This is a genomic window from Pseudarthrobacter kochi (assembly GCF_055412805.1).
The window spans coordinates 1-1,739 of sequence record NZ_JBVAYV010000103.1; the positions used below are offsets into that span (position 1 = coordinate 1).

Here is a 1,739-nt window from a genome sequence, read left to right on the forward strand (position 1 = left end):
GATGAGGTCGAGGGCCAGTGGCTCCCAAACACACCACCACTGGCTCTCTTCCGCACGATCGGTGGCTCTGAAGCGCAAGATTGGGTGGCTCTCAAGGCATCAAATACTCATTCGAATACCGGATCGGAAAAGTACTGGCAACATACGGTGTTCTGATATTGTCCATAACCGCCAATGTGGCCGTGCTCTCTGGCTGGCCTGATGCATGGTTCCCTGACCAGGTGGAATACGCAAAACGTATGGCTACAGTTCTAGCCGCCGCCGGACTGATAGTCGCTTCGTTGGGGTCCTTCGCCTCGGGGGCGTTTGGCGTTCTTAAATGGGCACTCATCGAAGAGGTCCAGCGGAGAAGTAGGTCGGCAAGAGTGATCGCCGACTTGGTAGAACAACGAGAGCGGGTGCGGGCCTGATAGGCGGAGCGTCCAAGACCAGCACTGACGGCAGGGCCAGGAACCCGGGCAATGGTCAGCCGGGCCGTTGCTGGCTTGCGTCTCTTGGGTGCGGAAGGGGCGTCAGGCCTTCGAGGACGGCGACCAGGTGCGCCGGCGTCGTACCGCAGCAGCCGCCCACCAGGCCCAGGCCGAATTCGCGGACGAACTGTTCGTGCGCGGTGGCGAGTTCGGTGGGCGAGAGCGGGTAGTGCGCGCCGTCGGCGGTGAGGACCGGGAGGCCGGTGTTGGGCAGGCAGGCGATGGCCACGGAGGACTGCTTGGAGAGGTGGCGGAGGTGCTCGCTCATCTCGTCCGGGCCGGTGGCACAGTTCAGCCGATGGCGTCGACGCCGAGCGGCTCGAGGGCGTGAGTGCGGCGCCGATCTCGGAACCCATGAGCATGGTGCCGGCGGTTTCGACCGTTACCTCCACGAAGATGGGAAGCCGGATGCCACGGGACACGATGGCCTGCTTGCAGCCGTTGACGGCGGCTTTGGTCTGCAGGAAGTCCTGGCTGGTTTCGATGAGGAAGGCGTCCGCACCCGTCGATGAGGCCCCCGGCCTGCGTAGGTGGTGTGGCCCAGGCTGGGGAGCTTGGTGCCCGGACCCATGGAACCGAGGACCCAGCGCAACCGGTCAATTTTTTCTGCCGCCTCCGCGCAGTCGCGGGCGATCCTGGCGCCCTTGCGGACGAGCTCTTCGATCCGGTCGTCGATGCCGTAGTCGGAGAGGTTGGACCAGTTGGCGCCGAGGGTGTCGGTTTCCACCGCGTCGATGCCGACGGCGAAGTACGCGTCGTGGATGTCCCCGATGACGTCCGTACTGGTGTCGTTGAGGATCTCGTTGCAGCCCTCCAGGTTCTGGAAATCGGCCTCGCGCGAGAGTTCCCGGTCCTGCAACATGGTGCCCATCGCCCCGTCGGCAATGACCACCGGGTGGTTCACGGCGTCCAAAAGCTCCTGGGCGCGGACAGGAGGGGCACGGACTCAACATCAAGCGCAAAACGAGGCATCTAAACAGGTTACGTATGGGGCTGGAACGTTGCGCTCTGCGTCCGTGTACTACGGCGGGCGTGGGCGGGCTTCCGAGTCGCTGTTCGCAGGCGCTTGTGTTAGCGGCTGGCTGCCGACGACGGGCAAGCATGCGAGCCTCGGTCTGGCAGTTGTAGCGGTTGCACAAGCCAGAGAGGTTGTTATGCTGACAGATAGCTTCAGTTGGTACCGCTGGTCTGGATGGTTGGTACCGGCATTCCGGGAACTTGGTACCGGCCCTCCGCATGTCCGCTCGGGGCCGGCACCACGTCCTGGGT

The 1,739-nt window shown here is 63.8% G+C and carries 1 protein-coding gene and 2 pseudogenes; all 3 read right to left on the bottom strand.

All coding sequences use genetic code 11. The annotated features are described in order from the left end of the window. Window positions 1-465: 465 nt before the first annotated feature. A complete protein-coding gene (locus ACZY0Y_RS19800) occupies window positions 466-738 on the bottom strand; it encodes a homocysteine S-methyltransferase family protein (protein WP_463959931.1) in 273 nt (90 codons plus the stop codon). A gap of 118 nt (window positions 739-856) precedes the next feature. Then, window positions 857-1,057 (bottom strand): annotated as a pseudogene (locus ACZY0Y_RS19805) (hypothetical protein); the annotation flags it as partial. An 11-nt stretch (window positions 1,058-1,068) separates the two neighbouring features. Next, window positions 1,069-1,341 (bottom strand): annotated as a pseudogene (locus ACZY0Y_RS19810) (homocysteine S-methyltransferase family protein); the annotation flags it as partial. Window positions 1,342-1,739: the final 398 nt, after the last annotated feature.